This window comes from Pseudomonas sp. KH_024_B2 (assembly GCF_057839965.1).
The window spans coordinates 52,241-68,203 of sequence record NZ_JBYQPS010000002.1; the positions used below are offsets into that span (position 1 = coordinate 52,241).

General features: G+C 55.5%; 14 protein-coding genes. 6 read left to right on the forward strand and 8 right to left on the reverse strand.

The window, feature by feature from the left end; translation table 11 throughout:
* Window positions 1–42: 42 nt before the first annotated feature.
* Both topA and AC3I0A_RS27515 read right to left on the reverse strand, forming a co-directional pair.
* On the reverse strand, window positions 43–2,166 hold the full coding sequence (gene topA, locus AC3I0A_RS27510) for a type I DNA topoisomerase (RefSeq protein ID WP_489378741.1): 2,124 nt from the start codon (window positions 2,164–2,166) through the stop codon (window positions 43–45).
* A gap of 104 nt (window positions 2,167–2,270) precedes the next feature.
* Window positions 2,271–3,107 (reverse strand): IS3 family transposase, encoded by an 837-nt coding sequence (locus AC3I0A_RS27515; protein WP_489378742.1) that lies wholly within the window; start codon window positions 3,105–3,107, stop codon window positions 2,271–2,273.
* Between the two features lie 187 nt (window positions 3,108–3,294).
* Between AC3I0A_RS27515 and istA the strand changes: the two genes are divergently transcribed.
* Together istA and istB are read left to right on the forward strand one after the other, a co-directional pair.
* Window positions 3,295–4,809, forward strand: coding sequence for an IS21-like element ISPsy14 family transposase (gene istA, locus AC3I0A_RS27520; protein WP_019437297.1), 1,515 nt, complete (start codon window positions 3,295–3,297; stop codon window positions 4,807–4,809).
* Between the two features lie 20 nt (window positions 4,810–4,829).
* Window positions 4,830–5,585, forward strand: a complete 756-nt coding sequence (gene istB, locus AC3I0A_RS27525; protein ID WP_019437298.1) for an IS21-like element ISPsy14 family helper ATPase IstB — start codon at window positions 4,830–4,832, stop codon at window positions 5,583–5,585.
* Here istB and AC3I0A_RS27530 read toward each other — a convergent pair.
* Both AC3I0A_RS27530 and AC3I0A_RS27535 read right to left on the reverse strand, forming a co-directional pair.
* On the reverse strand, window positions 5,582–5,992 hold the full coding sequence (locus AC3I0A_RS27530) for a transposase (RefSeq protein ID WP_489378743.1): 411 nt from the start codon (window positions 5,990–5,992) through the stop codon (window positions 5,582–5,584). The two genes, istB and AC3I0A_RS27530, sit on opposite strands and share 4 nt — an antisense overlap.
* Window positions 5,993–6,075: 83 nt before the next feature.
* Window positions 6,076–6,297 (reverse strand): hypothetical protein, encoded by a 222-nt coding sequence (locus AC3I0A_RS27535; protein ID WP_273875633.1) that lies wholly within the window; start codon window positions 6,295–6,297, stop codon window positions 6,076–6,078.
* A gap of 152 nt (window positions 6,298–6,449) precedes the next feature.
* Between AC3I0A_RS27535 and AC3I0A_RS27540 the strand changes: the two genes are divergently transcribed.
* Window positions 6,450–6,938: a PD-(D/E)XK nuclease family protein gene (locus tag AC3I0A_RS27540; RefSeq protein WP_156320494.1), complete on the forward strand. Its 489-nt coding sequence runs from the start codon at window positions 6,450–6,452 to the stop codon at window positions 6,936–6,938.
* A 366-nt stretch (window positions 6,939–7,304) separates the two neighbouring features.
* On the opposite strand, the gene AC3I0A_RS27545 is transcribed toward AC3I0A_RS27540, so the two are convergent.
* From AC3I0A_RS27545 to AC3I0A_RS27555, 3 genes are all read right to left on the reverse strand, one after another.
* Window positions 7,305–7,523 (reverse strand): hypothetical protein, encoded by a 219-nt coding sequence (locus tag AC3I0A_RS27545; protein WP_489378744.1) that lies wholly within the window; start codon window positions 7,521–7,523, stop codon window positions 7,305–7,307.
* A gap of 15 nt (window positions 7,524–7,538) precedes the next feature.
* Window positions 7,539–7,988, reverse strand: coding sequence for a hypothetical protein (locus AC3I0A_RS27550; RefSeq protein ID WP_273875636.1), 450 nt, complete (start codon window positions 7,986–7,988; stop codon window positions 7,539–7,541).
* Window positions 7,989–8,049: 61 nt separating this feature from the next.
* On the reverse strand, window positions 8,050–9,129 hold the full coding sequence (locus AC3I0A_RS27555; RefSeq protein ID WP_273875638.1) for a ParB/RepB/Spo0J family partition protein: 1,080 nt from the start codon (window positions 9,127–9,129) through the stop codon (window positions 8,050–8,052).
* Window positions 9,130–9,205: 76 nt separating this feature from the next.
* Here AC3I0A_RS27555 and AC3I0A_RS27560 point away from each other — a divergent pair, with 76 nt between their 5' ends.
* Window positions 9,206–9,775, forward strand: coding sequence for a hypothetical protein (locus AC3I0A_RS27560; RefSeq protein ID WP_273875640.1), 570 nt, complete (start codon window positions 9,206–9,208; stop codon window positions 9,773–9,775).
* A 49-nt stretch (window positions 9,776–9,824) separates the two neighbouring features.
* Here AC3I0A_RS27560 and AC3I0A_RS27565 read toward each other — a convergent pair whose 3' ends face one another.
* Complete coding sequence (locus tag AC3I0A_RS27565; protein ID WP_489378745.1) at window positions 9,825–10,136, reverse strand: hypothetical protein; 312 nt, start codon at window positions 10,134–10,136, stop codon at window positions 9,825–9,827.
* 360 nt (window positions 10,137–10,496) lie between these two features.
* Here AC3I0A_RS27565 and mobH point away from each other — a divergent pair, with 360 nt between their 5' ends.
* Both mobH and traD read left to right on the forward strand, forming a co-directional pair.
* On the forward strand, window positions 10,497–14,072 hold the full coding sequence (gene mobH, locus AC3I0A_RS27570; RefSeq protein WP_489378747.1) for a MobH family relaxase: 3,576 nt from the start codon (window positions 10,497–10,499) through the stop codon (window positions 14,070–14,072).
* Window positions 14,073–14,077: 5 nt separating this feature from the next.
* On the forward strand, window positions 14,078–15,949 hold the full coding sequence (gene traD, locus AC3I0A_RS27575; protein ID WP_103403691.1) for a conjugative transfer system coupling protein TraD: 1,872 nt from the start codon (window positions 14,078–14,080) through the stop codon (window positions 15,947–15,949).
* Window positions 15,950–15,963 lie beyond the last annotated feature (14 nt).

A 15,963-nucleotide genomic window follows, 5' to 3' on the forward strand; every position in this document is an offset into this window, starting at 1 on the left:
AACGGTACAAACGTCCGATCAGTCCCAGTCACAGGGGCGAATTCAGATTGCCGGTGACGCTGCAATTAATGGCCTGCCACCATCGTCGGGCGCCGTGCCCTTGCAAGAAGGGTAGCCAAGGCATCCCCAGAACGGCCCCTTTGGACCTGGTCGCAGCGACATTTTCTTCTTCTTGCACTTTGGGCAATTCTCCTCAGAAATGATTCGCTCCGGTTTAGGTGCGCCGTTCTCAGCAGAGGTTTCTTTGGTGCGGATGGTTGAGAGATCAGGTTCAGGAGGCTTGCCCCGTGCCTTGATGTCATTGCAGGACGCTGTGCAGGACGGGTATTTGGTGCATCCCCAGAATGCCCCCGAACTGGTGGCTCGCCGGCGAAGAACACCGGATTTGCAGATCGGGCAACTGACCTGGTCGCCGAACATCTCTGACTTTTGTTCAGCCACGGTTGCTGAGATGCCCGGGTCTGCTTTGATCTTGTCCACTTCACCCGTGAGCACCTGGTGTTGGTAACCAACGACGGCCAAGTACGATGCTTTGCCGGTGGCAATTTGATCCAAGGCTTCCTCAATCATCTTTGTAAAATCGTAGCTAACGAAGCTGAACCGGCCCTTCAAGATGGAGATCACGCCTATGCCCAGTGGTGTCGCGTAAAGCTTCCGTCCTTCCTTTCGAATGTACTCACGCTTGTAAAGCGTGGCCACAATAGACGCGAAAGTAGAGGGCCTACCAATACCCATGGACTCAAGCAATTTTGTGAGCGAGGCATCCGTGAGCCGCGGCGGAGGCTTTGTTGCGGTTGTGACGGCTTGTACTTCACTGCATTGGAGTCGGGCTTGTTCCTGCAGGTCAGGGAGGGATTTGTCTGCGTCGTCCTCATTGCCCTCGTCTTTGTCCTCCACTGCGTCGTCCGGGGTCAGTGCCATCCATCCCGGGCTCAATAGGACTCGGCCTTTTGCCAGAAACTGCAGGTTGTGATCTTTCACTTTGACGGCCGAGAGGAGCAGCGCCTTAGTCGCATAAAATTTGGCGGGCACCATCTGACTTGCCACAGCGCGGAGCCAGATCAGCTTGTAGAGCTTCATCTCATCGCTGTCGGGCGCAAAATCGGACGGTGTAATGTCGATTGCTGTCGGTCGTATGGCCTCGTGAGCTTCCTGAGCGTCAGCTTTGGACGCCCAAGTGTTGCGTGCTGCAGGGACCGCATGTCCCTTCCCAGTGAGCCATGCACGAATTTCCTGGGCAGACTCTTCGGAAAGGTTAGGACTGTCGGTGCGGTGATAGGTGATCATGCCTGCTTCAAAGAGCGCCTGGGCCTTCTTCATGGTCTGATCCACGTCCATACCCAGCTTCACACTTGCGGCTTGCTGCAGAGTCGATGTAGTGAAGGGCGCCGGCGCCTTTCTGTCCTCCTCTCGACTCTCAAGCTTGTAAACCATGAAGGCAGGCTGACCCTTAATGGCGTCGGCGAGACTTTGTAAATAAGCGGCATGCGTAAAAAGGTCGGTTTGCTCAACACCCATGGCTGCTTGTAGCGCCTTGTGTTGCCATTCAGCAGTCCAAACTGCGTGTTTCCCTGGCCAGGGAAAGCTCACTTTCAGCTTGTAATGGTCGACGGAGACGAAACTGGTGATCGCCTGTTCTCGTTCGACCAGAAGCAAAAGGGCTGCCGACTGGACGCGTCCGGCGGATAGGTTGACACCGGCCCCGGATAGCTCGGTCAGTAGCGGTGAGACAGTGTACCCAACTATGCGATCCAGAACTCTGCGTGCCTCTTGGGCCGCCACCAACATCATGTCGATGTCGCCGGCCTTGGAGATAGCTTCAGTAAGGGCCTTCTTGGTGATTTCGTTAAACTTAATTCTTCGGTATTTTTTGGGCTTGAGGACCTCCCTCAAGTGCCAGGCAATGGCTTCACCCTCGCGATCGAGGTCGGTGGCCAGGTACACCATATTTGCCTGTTGAATTAACTTCTTCAGGTTGGATACGACCTTCTTTTTGTCTTCACTTACCTCATAGTCAGGTACGAAGTTTGGGGCTTCTACTCCCATCCTCCTGAGTGGAAGGTCTCGGAAGTGCCCGACGCTAGCGGAAACCTTGAAGGAGTCCCCTAGAAATTTCTGGATTTTCTTAATTTTATTCGGCGATTCAACTATGACGAGATCAAACACAATGTTTAGCCCTGGGGAAACTTAGAGCAACATTGCTTCAACATCGGGTCGCTGGGGGGGCAATCTTGAACTGGTCAAGTAATCCCGGACACCGGTTACGGTGTTTATGCCGCTTTTTGCTCCATGGCTATTGGCGACAGGTAGTTGTTGTAGCTGTGGAGTCTGGTGCGGTTGTAGTACATGAAGAATCGCACCATGTCCGTTTTTGCCTCCTCGATCAGGTTGTAGCCATTTCGAGGAACCCACTCTGACTTCAGTGTGCCGAAAAAACGCTCTGTTGGAGCGTTGTCCCAACACTGTCCACGATGACTCATGCTTTGCAAAATGCCGTGGCGCGTCAGTTCTTCTTGAAACTTGCGGCTGGTGTACTGACATCCCTGGTCTGAGTGAAACATCAGCCCAGGAGGACGCGTTCGTACCGCCGTAGCCATGCGTAGCGCTTTGCTGACCAGGTTGGCGTCATTGACCAGAGAAAAAGCCCAACCAATGACCCTGCGAGCATACAAATCAATCACGATGGCCAGATGAATCCAGCGTTTTCCCACCATTAGACTGGTCACGTCGCCGCACCAAACCTGATCGATTGCAGTCGGTTTGAAATTGCGTTTGAGCCGATTGGGCGCGACAAATGCTTCTACACCTTTGGATCTAAACGGATGCGGCTGACGCTGTTTGCTGACAATGTTTGCCTCCCTCATCAGCGCTCTGACCAGGCCTCTTCCAGCAGTTATTTTCTGAGACTTCAGGCCCTTGCTGATCATTCTGGAACCCATCGCTTCGCGGCTTTCGCTGTGCAGTTCAACGACTTTCAGCTTGAGTTCTTCGCGTCTGATCCGCGGCTTGGCTCGCCGCTGAATCCACTCATAAAAGCTGCTGCGCTTCACGCCGAAAACACGACACACCACAGCCGTCGGAAATGACTCTCTTAGCTCTGCGATCATCGAAAACGTGCGGATTCCATGATCATCCGGACACCCATTCCACCGACATCCGGACACTAATTCCACAAGCATCCGGACACCGATTCCACGGCCATCCGGACACCTTCAGGCAGGCAGCAACGCAGGACTATTCACTACTATCGACCTCTTTTTTCGAAGCGAAGAGGTCGTCGTGGAGCGTTTATCCATGCGTAAAATCCGAGAGGTACTACGCCTAAAGTTCGACGCCGGCCTGTCCGTGCGAAAGATCGCCGCCAGCTTATCCATCGGCCATTCGAGTGCAGGGGATTACCTCTGCCGGTTCGCCGCCAGTGGGCTTCAGTGGCCCATCGATATTTCTGACGCGGAGTTGAATCGACGGCTGTTTCCACCGGCAGTGGCGGTGCCGACCGACCAGCGCCCAATTCCTGACTGGGCGTGGGTACACGCGGAGTTGCGCCGCCCCGGCGTCACTCTGGCCTTGCTCTGGCAGGAATATCGACTCGCTCACCCGCAAGGCTTCCAATACAGCTGGTTCTGCGAGCACTACCGCCTTTGGGCCGCCAAGGTCGACGTGGTCATGCGCCAGGAGCATCGTGCTGGCGAAAAGCTGTTCGTCGATTACGCCGGGCAAACAGCGCCGGTCATCGACCGGCAAACCGGCGAGATCCGTCAGGCTCAGATCTTCGTCGCCGTTCTCGGCGCGTCCAGCTACACCTTTGCCGAGGCCACCTGGTCGCAGAAATTGCCCGACTGGCTGGGCTCGCACGTCCGATGCTTTGCTTTTTTCGGCGGCACAACGCAGATCCTGGTGCCCGATAATCTGCGCAGTGGCGTGACTAAAGCGCACCGTTACGAGCCGGATATCAACCCCAGCTACCGCGATCTGGCCGAGCATTACGGCGTCGCCGTCTTGCCTGCTCGCTCGCGCAAGCCCAAGGACAAAGCCAAGGTCGAAGTCGGCGTGCAAGTGGTCGAACGCTGGATCCTGGCGGTGCTGCGCAACCGCCAGTTTTTCTCGCTTGGCGAACTCAATACAGCCATCGCGCTGCTGCTGGATCGCCTCAACCACAAGCCCTTCAAAAAGCTGCCCGGCTCACGCCGGTCAGCCTTCGAGGCCCTCGACCAACCGGCCTTGCAAGGGCTGCCGGAACACCCGTACGTTTATGCCGAATGGAAAAAGGTACGCGTCCATATCGACTATCACATCGAGGTCGATGGTCACTTCTACTCAGTGCCGTACCAGCTGGTAAAGCACCAACTCGAAGTACGACTCACCGCCCAGACCGTCGAGTGCTTCCACGCCAATCAGCGCGTGGCCAGCCACTTGCGCTCGCTGCACAAAGGCCGCCACACCACCCAAACCGAGCACATGCCCAAGAGCCACCGTGAGCACGCCGAATGGACTCCACAACGGTTGATCCGGTGGGCAGAGCAGACCGGGCCTAACACCGCTGGCGTCATCGCCTACATCCTCGAACGCCGAATCCACCCACAGCACGGCTTCCGCGCCTGCCTGGGCATCCTGCGCCTGAGCAAACAGCACGGTGAGGCGCGGCTGGAAGCCGCGTGCCAGCGTGCGCTGGCACTGGGCGCATGCAGTTACAAAAGCCTCGAATCGATCCTGCGCCAAGGGCTGGAGCGCCTGCCGCTGGCCCAGCAAAACCTGCCGCTGCTGCCCGACGAGCACATCAACCTGCGTGGCCCGGGATACTACCACTGACCTGAAAAAGGAGCTTCGAAATGCTACCGAATCCAACGCTCGACAAGCTACAAACCCTGCGCCTGCACGGCATGATCAAGGCGCTGAGCGAGCAACACGCAACGCCCGACATCAACGATCTAAGCTTCGACGAACGCTTCGGTCTGATGGTCGATCGCGAGCTGACCGAGCGCGAAGACGCCCGCCTGACCACCCGCCTCAAAGCCGCGCGGTTGCGCCACAACGCCTGCCTGGAAGACATCGACTACCGCAGCCCACGTGGCCTGGACAAGGCCATGATCCTGCAACTGGGCAGTGGCCAGTGGCTGCGTGATGGCCTGAACCTGATCATCGGCGGGCCAACTGGCGTAGGCAAAACCTGGCTCGCCTGCGCGCTGGCCCACAAGGCCTGCCGCGACGGCTACAGCGTCCGTTATCTGCGCCTGCCGCGCTTGATGGAGGAACTAGGCCTGGCCCACGGCGACGGCCGCTTCGCCAAACTGATGGCCGGCTACGCCAAGACTGACCTGCTGATCTTGGACGACTGGGGTCTGGCACCGTTTACCGCCGCGCAACGACGCGACATGCTCGAACTGCTGGACGACCGCTACGGCAACCGCTCGACACTGGTCACCAGCCAGATGCCGGTGGACAAATGGCATGCGCTGATCGGCGATCCGACCTTGGGCGACGCGATCCTCGACCGTCTGGTGCACAACGCTTATCGGATCGAACTGAAGGGCGAATCGATGCGCAGGCGCGCAACGAAATTGACGGCGGTAGGGGCTTCAGACTAACAATGCAAACCTGCGTCGCTGCGCTCCGACTGCCTGTCCGGATGAGCGTGGAACGAGTGTCCGGATGTTGGTGGGCTGAGTGTCCGGATGGCGTGGAATCCGCATCGAAAACGATCGGGATCCGACATCAAGAGAGCGGTAGCCTTTTTTAAGATCTCGGCCTCCATCTCCATGCGCTTGATCTTGGCTTTTAGTTCCTGGATCTGCCGTTGATCTTCGGTGATTGCCTTGGTGCCTTTAACTGGCTGACCCTCACGCTCCTTGCGAACCTGATCGACCCAGCGCCGTAAAGCGGTGGGCCCGATATCCAGCGATGCACAAACGTCTGGAACCGGGCAGTTATCATCAAGCACCATGCTGGCAGCATGCAGCTTGAACTCGCGGGTATAGACCTTTCTTTCGTTCATGGAGCCTCCAAGTTGGCGAAATCATATCGCCCTTAAGAGGTGTCCGGAATTATTAGGCCAGTTCATCTGCCCCCCTGTTGGTGTTACTTGCGCAGCCGTGCGACCTCATCGGCTGTGCCGGCATTGAGGACAGCCCGCAGATGAAACCGCTCATGCTCAGCCTCGCCCTGACGTGCCATTGCTTTCATCTCTTGCGATGCTGCTTCGGGGAGGTTTAGTGCAACCATCAGTTCACACTGGCCGAGCTTCGACAACTCGGTTGCCGATATTGACCTTGGATGGCGGCCGTTGCGTTTACCGCTCATAGGTTCACCTCTTGGTTCTCGTAATCACACCCATAGGCTCTCACGTTCTCCTGAACTGCAACTTTTTGGTGGCTGGTTAAAGCTAAAGCAAAGGGGTTGCACTTTCCTAGACAGGGGTACTGTAGTGGTGTGAAAAAAGAAAAGGTGAGTAGATGAATCGTGCAATTGGAGCCTGGAGTGAAAATCTCCCGGATGCACTGAGAGGAGGGCGCGTAGTCCTTTCTGAGCGCGACTTGGCAACTGAGATTCCTGTCCCCCTACATGGCCGGGGTGATCAGGTATTTTTGGCGAATGGATGGCTGGTGCCCGTAGACACCAAGCGCAGAAAAAGTGAATCGGTCTACATGAAGGACGTGATTCAGTTGAGCGTCTACGCCTTCATCCTGGCCCGTCAGTCGCAATCGCTGTTTGGGCGTAACCTGCCAGTGTCAGGGACAGGGTTCATTCGAATCTCGAATTCAGCGCGAACCGTATACAAGCCTGTGACGCTGCTTTCCAGTGCTCAAGTGATTTCGCTCTGGAACAGGTATTGGATGTTGCGGGGGGAGGGGTTGCGCGCTGCGCCAAGGCACCCGCATGAACGGGTTTGTGTATCCTGCCCGAAGAGATCGAACTGCCCGGTGGGGCAGCGCATTCGGTGATGAAGGGTAAAAAAGGGGAAGGCAGAAGTATCTTCTGGCAGACGCGAAATCGCGCATCTTTCTCTGCCGCTGCCCAGCTCGATGGCTGGGTTTTGACATACCTGGGCGTAATTATCCTTCTATTCCTTAGGCTCTCGGATACCTGAAACATCCTTGCTTATAAAACGCTTGCCGGTGCCGACCGGTCGAACCGGCGTCGAAGACTTGACGGCTGTGTTCTCACTGTCCAGCCACTCAAACATAGCCCGCAATTCGAGCCCGCCATACGCTTTTGTTCTTTCGTGCAACAGGGCGTAAGCCGCATGATCTACTGGCTCATAATCTGCCAATCGCTTGTCTACAACCTCGGCCCATGACTTCGGAAATTTAAAAAAATACATAGGAGAGGACTGTTGTAGCGACACCGGTTCCGAAGGCGACTGTCAGGCCAAGTTGCAAAGCCGGACCGGCCACAACGGCAGCAGCCATGCCGGCAATGATGGCCGCCCCGGCACATGGTGACATACGCCCATAGTTGAGGCTAACTACCGCGTTCTTGATCGCGCTTAGCTGGCGACGTTTTGCGTATAGGTTATCTTTTTGCATGGTTTATCCTGATTACTATGGCGCCGTGCCGATAGGAACTATGTTCGTCGGGGATTCAGCCATTTTAAATTTGTATGCGATGAATCGCCGACGCTCGCTGTCGCCCCAGTAGGTGAGTTCACTACCTTGGTCAGGCACCACGAAGGTTCGCAAGGCTTCCGTCAGATACTTGGCCATGTCCAGCAACCAAATCGGTAGGTAGTGCATATCAGGTCGTCCATCGTCCAAAGTCACAACATAGGCGCGATGGTCTTTCACGCTGAAAGCAATGCCGACGTTTTCCCGGCCCATGACGACGGAAGCACAGGCCAGCTCGTAGCTTTCTGCGTCGTCACCCAATTGAGTTACCAGTAGACCTTGATACACGCCGAGTGCAGCCCGAGTCTGTTCATAAGCGTCAGCTATTGGGGTCTTGCCTTTACCCGAGCTCATCGGGGTATGCGAAATCGTGAAAATGTTACTCATCGTCATTTTCCCTTTGGGGGTTTAAATGTTGTGTTCGATTGGCTGGCAAAGATGATTCCTATCAACTAGCCAACCCGAGTACCTGCTGGTCATTTTCGCTGTCAGGTTTGCCAGCTGGCTCGTCATGGCGATGCTTTGAAACTTCGCTTGAGATCGACATGAATCGCTCGTATTCCTCGATCGGGATCTGGACGGAAATGGTTCCATTGTTTGCATCAATAATCGCGGACTCGCGCATGAGCTTCGAGATCCCGGTCATGGTCGACGTCATGTTGGTAATCAGCTTTTTACCGATCCGTTTTGTCGGCGCTGAAATGTGCCGACTGGTAAGGCGTATCTCTGGCTCAGGGATCGGGGCGGGCTGCGCTTGATCAACCTTTTGGACCGGTGTGGCCAGTGGCTCATCCCCGGCATTGGCTGCCTTGGCCAACAGCTCAGCCTGCTCCCGCTTGCGCACCTCATAGGCATCGAGAATGATCTGTTCGCTCGCACCACCGTATTTCCGCCATAGATCCAGGGCGAGGAAGGGCTTGATGATGCCCTTTTCAAGCAGAGCCTGGATGGACTCCGGCAGAAGTAGCAGGCGCAGCGTTTCGCGCACGTGCGTATCGGTCATGCCAATATGGGACGCGATTTGCTCATCCGGCCAATTGAAGTCGCGTAGGCGTTGATAGCCATGCGCTCGCTGAATAATGCTGAGCTTGAGCTGCTCATTTGAGGTCAGAATTCGAACGCAGGCGAGCTGGTCGTTTCCCTTGAGCTCAATGACAGGCAAACGCTTGATGGGGGCGCCACGAGAAGCGGCCAATCGCGCCGCACGGAGCCGGCAATGTCCGTCACGTACATAGCAATGCCCATCGACAACTTGGACTTCGATCGGCTGAAACTGCTCACTTCGCTCCCAGGCGAGCGCCAACCGTTCGATGTGCTTTACGGTGTCTGGTCGCTCATAGTCACGAAGATTGAAACCCACCTGTTCCTCGATTAGGTCAAGGGCCAACCAAGTTAGATTGGTCTCCCCGACATTTCCGGTATTACCTGACGCGACAGCAATCTCGCAGAACGTGCTCAGGTCATTGGCTGGGGCCTGGTGGTGGGCAGTGCCTTCTTGGTTTTCGTCGTACTGATTATGTTCCGTCATCGTCGTAATTCGCTTGTGCAGGTGTGAAACGGCGGCATGGCGCTAAGAAAATGCCTCCGGCCCGAACACGAGAGCGATGTTCAACGAGTCCCGGTCATGCGTTCAATTGCGGCGGGTAATCATCGAAGTGCTACTTCGGTTCTCGCTGACCACCTTACCGCTGACTGCAGCTAACCAAGGGGGGCATCCGACCCACCAATGGTGGCGAATAGGGCCTGTGCCGGACTTGATTTTTGGTACGGTCCCTGAATCTCAACTGGTGAGGGGACTATTCATGGGCAGTGCAGAGCCGGCGGCGCAATTTGCAAAACGACTTCGTAAACGGATCTCCCTGAGATCGTTGCTCGCTGCTCATGAGGAAGTCTTTGGTAGCAAAGAAAATCACGGGCAGGCGGAAGAAATGAGCAAGGCAGAAACTGCAAGCAGCATGAATAATATTGGATTGGACCTGCAGCTGAGAATGAACCGTTTGCATGCCCTTCCCGAAGGTTTGAAGGAGTCATCGCACGGGACCTTATGGGGAGTACGGCTCAAGTACCTTCTCATCGTTGAGTTGGTGTTTGGCTCGATGATCGGTGTGACATTGGGGATGGCCACCTACGACACCCCCGTGTATTGGTGGATAATTCATCTGCTTCTAGGCTAGAAACAGCCCGGTGAGACCGGGCTTATGCTCCTGATTTCTGTCCCGCTTCCTATTTGTAGGAAAGACACTTCCCGCGGAGTGTCGCGGGGACGCCCTGTGGACCTCCCAAGGCAACAATTTCCCACTCGCGCTCTGTCATTTCCATTCCTGCGCCTCGGCACAGTTTTCGATACGCTCTTTCGTATTCCTCTTTACTGGCATTGAGTGCATAGGAGCGGGGGGCGGGTTTTTGATCGGGTGGTGTGAAGGTAAGGGCCTGGTCGATGGCCTTGTTCATTCCGTGATTGAGTGCGGTCACCACAACGCTATTGCCAGTGCCCTGTCCGGAGCGTAACTGCGCGTAATTACCCTGAGTGGTCATTACCTCATCCTCGCTGCCCATCACGTGTTCGTACGCTGGTTTTCGAAGCGCCGCACCGCCGCGGCCATCATGACCCCAGCTGCTGTAAAACTCGTGCGCAACTCTTACCGGCACGTACGCCGTGGCGTCCTCAGTGATCTGATCATAGGGATGTTTGTGGGTGCTAGTGCAGGCCGTAAGAAGTACAGCCGCCGCGATAGTGAATGCCTTTGTCCGGACCATATTGCCCTCCCATAGTGTGTGAGGGGGATCATATGGATGTGCAAACTCCCGGTGTGGTGAGTCCGACCCGCGAAGTGGTATGGATTCAGGCACCGCTTTTCCGACATCGAGACAGAATGCGTGCATCAGGAGGACTGCATGCAATTACTAAAATTATTAAAGGGGCTCGTTACGCGTCCCTCAATAGATGCTGGGCGTGAAGGCAAGCGCAGTCTTACTATTAACCAGATTCAAGAGCTGGAGCTTGAAGACCCCGAGCTCCAGAAGTATTTGATGCGGGGCGACGAGGCCTCGCTCAAGTACCCACCTTTTCTGGTCGGCCTGCCTGCAAGGGTTCCGGGCAAGTTTCTTCTGAATGCCCACGCGGCAAAAGTGCGCTCTATAGCCAGCGGTATTGGACTCCCTCCCAGGGAGTTCAATCGTTTGATTCTGCCGGTTCTCGACTCCTTCGCCAGCTTTGCGCACATGCTACCGGCATCACAGGCACACCATCACCGGGGTGCCGGCGGGCTGCTGGCGCACTCCCTTGAAGTGGCGGTGCACGCGCTGAATGCGTGCCAGGTGACGAGTTTTGACCACGATCGGTATCCGGCCGAGCGAATCAAAAGACGAGATCGATGGAACGCAGCCGCGGTGCTTGCTGCACTTATGCATGACGTAGGCAAGCCGCTATACGATCTGAGGGTGACCGATGCGTCAGCTGAAAAGATCTGGCAGCCGGTCGCCAACTCGATTCCAGAATGGGCGCAAGAGAATGGCGTCGAGCGCTACTTCTTCCACTGGAACCCAAATCGGCACGATGTCCATAAGCATCTGTCGACCACGATGATAGATCGCCTTCTGTCAAAAGAGTTGCGGTTGTGGCTCATGGAGGCGGGGCAGGACCTCTATTTTGCGATGGTCAATGCGATCGCCTGTGATGACGAGAAGAGCATTCTAACGGCGCTGGTCATCAAGGCAGATTCGACCTCTGTAGAGGCGGATCTCAGGAAGTGGGGCGGCGACGCATCTGGTAAATCAGCGCTGGGAATCGGCGTGCCCGTTTCCTCGCTCGTGGTCGATACGATGCGGCATCTGAAAAGCATCGGTGTCTGGAAGGTTAATGAAGTTGGGCACCGAGTTTGGGTTATCGGTGACGGGGTCTACGTTGCCTGGGTGCAGGGCGTTAAGGACATCACAGAGGAGTTGAATGAGAAGGGCGTCAAGGCGGTACCGCGTAGTGCGGATGCACTGGGAGAGGTGCTGCTAGATCACCATATCCTTGAAAGGTCCCCAGATGGATCGATCTACTGGTCTGTTTTTCCAGATCTGCTCAGTGATGGACGTCCCAAGCCGATTAAGTTGAAGTGCGTCAGGTTGGCGGCGTCCAACCTGCTCTTTCCCTTCGAGCCAGTACCGCAATCCATTGCGGGTGTGGTGGGTGAAGGCGAGCACGAAACCAGATTTGAGGCCAACTCCAACACCGGAGCTGTGGCGTTGCCAGGAGGGGGCGTTGCGTCGCAAACCAATGATCCACTGGCGGCTTTCCCTGCTCCTGGTGCAAACAATCCGGCGTCCATGGAGCCGATGTTTTCCCTAGGGGGCGCTACTGTTGATGCCTTTGCTCCAAAACCTGCGGCGGAAATTTTCAGCACGCCGACTCTGAGCGTGCCCGACTTCTCCGCTGCACCTGGTGGGGCGGACCCCTTTGGCAATCCTGCTCCGAAGCAGGCCGTACCGAGTATTGCCACGGCAGTTGCACCGCAATTGGCCAGCCCACCGCCGAGCACGTCTAACGCTCCATCTACACCGCAGTCATCACAACGGACAAAAGGGGCAAAGGCCACTCTGGAGAGGGTGGCCCCGGGTTCGGCGTCCGCCCCTCAAATCAAGATTGTTGGGGCCCCGTCTCAAGCAGCGACAACAGAGCAAGGTATTGTCGTAAGTGGACAGCAGCAGGCAGTTGTTGAAGGGATCAAAATTGGTGGTAGGGATGCTCCCTTTGCTAAGACGGCAGCTGCTGGAAAGCAGAGCAAGGGAGGAAGTACTCTCGCAGGTGGCGCGAAAGACGGCCGGCTACCCAAAGCTGGCGAGCCAGAATTTTCACTACCGGAGCTTGCTGATGATGCGCGACTGTTCCCTGGGCCTGCTGCAGATGAATTTCCTTCGCCAAAAGTGCCAGCGAGCATCTCGCCAGCTGTACCCGTGGCAGGGGGGAATCAAATTGGAAACGGTGGGCAGTCTGATGATTTAACGCGACGTGATGCTGAGTACGCCTATAACTATGCGGATATTGATGATGATGTGCTCGAGCTCGCAGGCATGGCGATCCCTGATCGGTCTTTGCGGGCTGCAGATGCCGAGCAGGACAAAAGTCCAAAGCCGGCTGAGCAACTCGGTTCTGTGGACAGTGACTTCGATGGCCCAGCTGAACAGTATCGCGCTCGAGTAAGCCGGCGACCGACCGTGGCCACGCCCCAAATTAAGCCGGGTGGGCATGGGGGGATCAAAATGGTCATTCCACCAGAGCTTGCGGGGATGGACGAGTTTGGATTCGGTGATTTGCCAACCGAAATATCCCTGGAGTTCCTTGGTGATTTACCTGCAGGTTCCCCGATTTCAGTGAGCCTGCCAAAAGGCATGGAGCGCGTTCTTCATTCTCCAAATTTCGATATAGCGGAACCGGATCCGGTGCCTGATGAGCAAGTATTGCATTCGATGGCATCGGAGACTCCGTTGCCTCATCTCGAAGACCGGGATTTGCTGGCCGACTTTGACCTCCCGGTAATGAGTTCGAGTGTGATGCTGCCGAGTGTGGACTTAGAACTCGACCTTGTACCGGACGCCGACTTCTTCCCGCCGGCGCAGACAATGCCTGCTTGGATCGAGGAGTCTTTTCAGGATTTACACCCCGAGGCTCAGGTGGGGCTCGATTCTCCTGCGCCAGCGCCAGCACCTGCACCTGCACCAGAACCAGTCAGGCAAGGAACACCGAAGGCCAGAACTGAAAGGACGGTTCCCCAGGGTGTTGCACCGGGCATCAGTGTTTCAAAAACTGCTGGTGAGCCATATCCGGAAATTAAGGTAGGGCAGCCAAGAAAGCCGCGAGAGCCATTGCCAAGTACCCCCGTCGAATACCTCCCTCTTCCGGAAGAATCTTCTGCGATCACTGAGAGTTTCAACGGGTATGTGTGTTCGCCGAAGGAGGCAGCCGAGTATGAAGAGTTTCTTGCGCTGACCCCGGACCTATCGAAGTCCTTGAGGTGGTACGCATCCAACATCGACAAAACTGTCTCCATGGTGAGCTATAAGCCAAATTTCGAGTTCGCCGGCGGTGGGTTTGTTATCGACGATTTGCCGAAGCTGCAGAAAGCGATGTGGCTTTGGGATGATTTCACCGGAACCATGACGCGCAAAGCGCCCAAGAGCGTCATGCTGAACTGTTACCTGGGAGCCATTTTTGAATACCTTACTAAGGGGAAGTACCGCCACTCGTTAGCAGTTGCAAAGGATCAAGTTGAAGCGGAAAACTTTCGGCGTATCGCTACGGCTGCACTGGCGCTCTGCAAGGAATCGGAGCTGAACGGAAAACGAGTTGTGAGCATTCAGCCCAGAAAGCTGAGTGATATTTCCAACGCCCTTCAAGTTGACGAACCGACCCTGAAGAGGGCGCTAATTGCTACTCATCAATACCTCTTAGTCAGGAACAATCACGTCATAGAAATTGTGGACTAATAGCGATGAGTGAGTGGGCGTATGAGATGCCATGGAGGCCCAACTTTGAGGCCTTCGAGGCTAGTGGTTGGGTGCTTGGCATGGCGGCTACAAGTGCTGTGCACTTACTCACCGACTTGCCCCCGCAACCATTCTATTTGTCATTGATTGTGATGGGGGGCTTCGCGCTGCGTCGCATCCCCGCTGCCGTGCATCTCTATCGGGTGAAGCAGGGCTTGAAGGCAAAGCCGGCAGTGCTGATGGGGCAGGACGAACTGATTGAGCAGATGCTCAAGAACAGGGGGAATTTGTTCCTGGGTACAGGATTCAAATGGACGCAGAGCGAGGGGCAGCAGGTATTCGAGCTGCTAAAGCGCGACATCACCAAGCTGATGCCGAAGATCCCCGATGGATTCATGGGTTCTCCGTGGATTCATGGCATCTCAATGCAGCCCGATCGGCCAATCGAGATGAAGGAGGACCTGACCTCGCTCCATACCCTGATCGTGGGCACGACGGGCTCGGGTAAGACCCGGGAATTTGACATTTTGATCAGCCAGGCCGTCCTCCGCGGAGAGGCTGTAATCATAATCGACCCCAAGGGCGATAAGGAGCTTGCCGAAAATGCCAAGCGTGCTTGTGAGCTTTCTGGGCGCCCTGAACGGTTCAAATATTTCCATCCGGCCTTCCCTGAAAAGAGCGTCCGAATTTCGCCAACCAAAAATTTTGGTCGTGCAACTGAAGTGGCCTCGCGCATCGCGGCGCTGATGAAATCCGAGGGCGGCGATCCGTTCCAGGCCTTCGCACAGATGGCTTTGAACAACGTAATTCAGGCGTTGCTGTTGTGTGGCATGTTGCCGACCCTCGTCGAGTTGCGGCGAACGCTCGAGGGAGGCTTGGCGCCTTTGGTAATCCGTTCGATCAAAGCATACGGAGAAAAAGTTCATCCGCACTTTGAAGCGCTAGCACGTGCGGCCTTGAGCAAAGCCCAAACAGATGAAATGAAAGCGAAGGCCCTTCTGGGCCTCTATAGAACAGAAATCGTACCGCTGGCGCCAAGCTCGGATCTGGAAGGCCTGCTCTCGATGTTCGAGCATGACAAGGCTCACTTCGGCAAAATGATTGCATCGCTGCTACCAGTTCTGAACATGCTTACAGCTGGGCACATGGGGCCAATCCTATCGCCGAATATGGATGATCCAGATGATGAGCGTGAAATCACCGACTCCGGCAAAGTTATCCAGGGGGCCGAAGTTCTATACATGGGGCTGGATTCACTCTCCGATAGCATGGTTGGATCGTCTATAGGCTCAATCTTCCTGGCCGATCTGGCGGCTGTGGCGGGCCAGCGATATAACTTCGAAGATCCGGAGGAGCTTAAGCGCCGGCCGGTAAACATTTTTGTTGATGAAGCTGCTGAAACTGTAAATGACCAACTTGTTCAACTGCTAAACAAAGGTCGTGGTGCTGGCATGCGCTTGTATGTGGCTACACAAACTATTGCCGACTTTGAGGCGCGGATGGGGTCTCCAGCGAAGGCTCGACAAGTCTTGGGTAACACTAACCATGTTATTGCTCTGCGTATCACCGATCAGGAAACCCAGAAGTATATTGCGGAGATGATCCCTCCGACTTACTACAAGTACGTCATGCGAACCCAAGGGAATTCCACCAAGGATGATCCGCATATGCATTCGCTTAATGTGGGTGAGCGTCTTATGGATGAAGAGGGAGAACTATTCCCTGCTCAATTGTTAGGGCAGTTGCCTAATTTGGAGTTCCTGGCGATTTTGGCTGGCGGTAGAGTTGAGAAAGGCAAAATTCCAGTTCTGACTCGTCCTAAAAATTATGAAAAAGCAGTTGAGCGTGCAAAACTGCTAGTTAAAGAGGCTGCATAATCGTGCGATCCCGT